Below are 236 nucleotides of genomic sequence, written 5' to 3' on the forward strand. Positions count from 1 at the left end.
AGGAATCTGCTGAGCCAGGTGCCGAAATCGGCCCAGCCCTGGGTGGCCACCTTGCTGCGGACCGTCTTCGAACAGCCCGACACCGACGCCGTGAAGGCCCAGATGCGGCATGTCCTGGACGCCCTGGAGGCCAAGTTCCCCAAGGCAGCCGCCCACTTGGATACCGCCCAGCATGATCTGCTGGCCTTCACCGCGTTCCCGCGGGAGATCTGGCGGCAGATCTGGTCGAACAACCC

1 protein-coding gene is annotated in these 236 nt (G+C 65.7%); it reads left to right on the forward strand.

The window, feature by feature from the left end; all coding sequences use genetic code 11:
- Window positions 1-236, forward strand: a 236-nt coding sequence (locus ADL12_RS28480; protein WP_208614636.1) for a transposase, incomplete at both ends; no start/stop codon positions are given.

This window comes from Streptomyces regalis, from assembly GCF_001509475.1.
In the GTDB taxonomy this organism is placed as follows: Bacteria; Actinomycetota; Actinomycetes; order Streptomycetales; family Streptomycetaceae; genus Streptomyces; species Streptomyces regalis.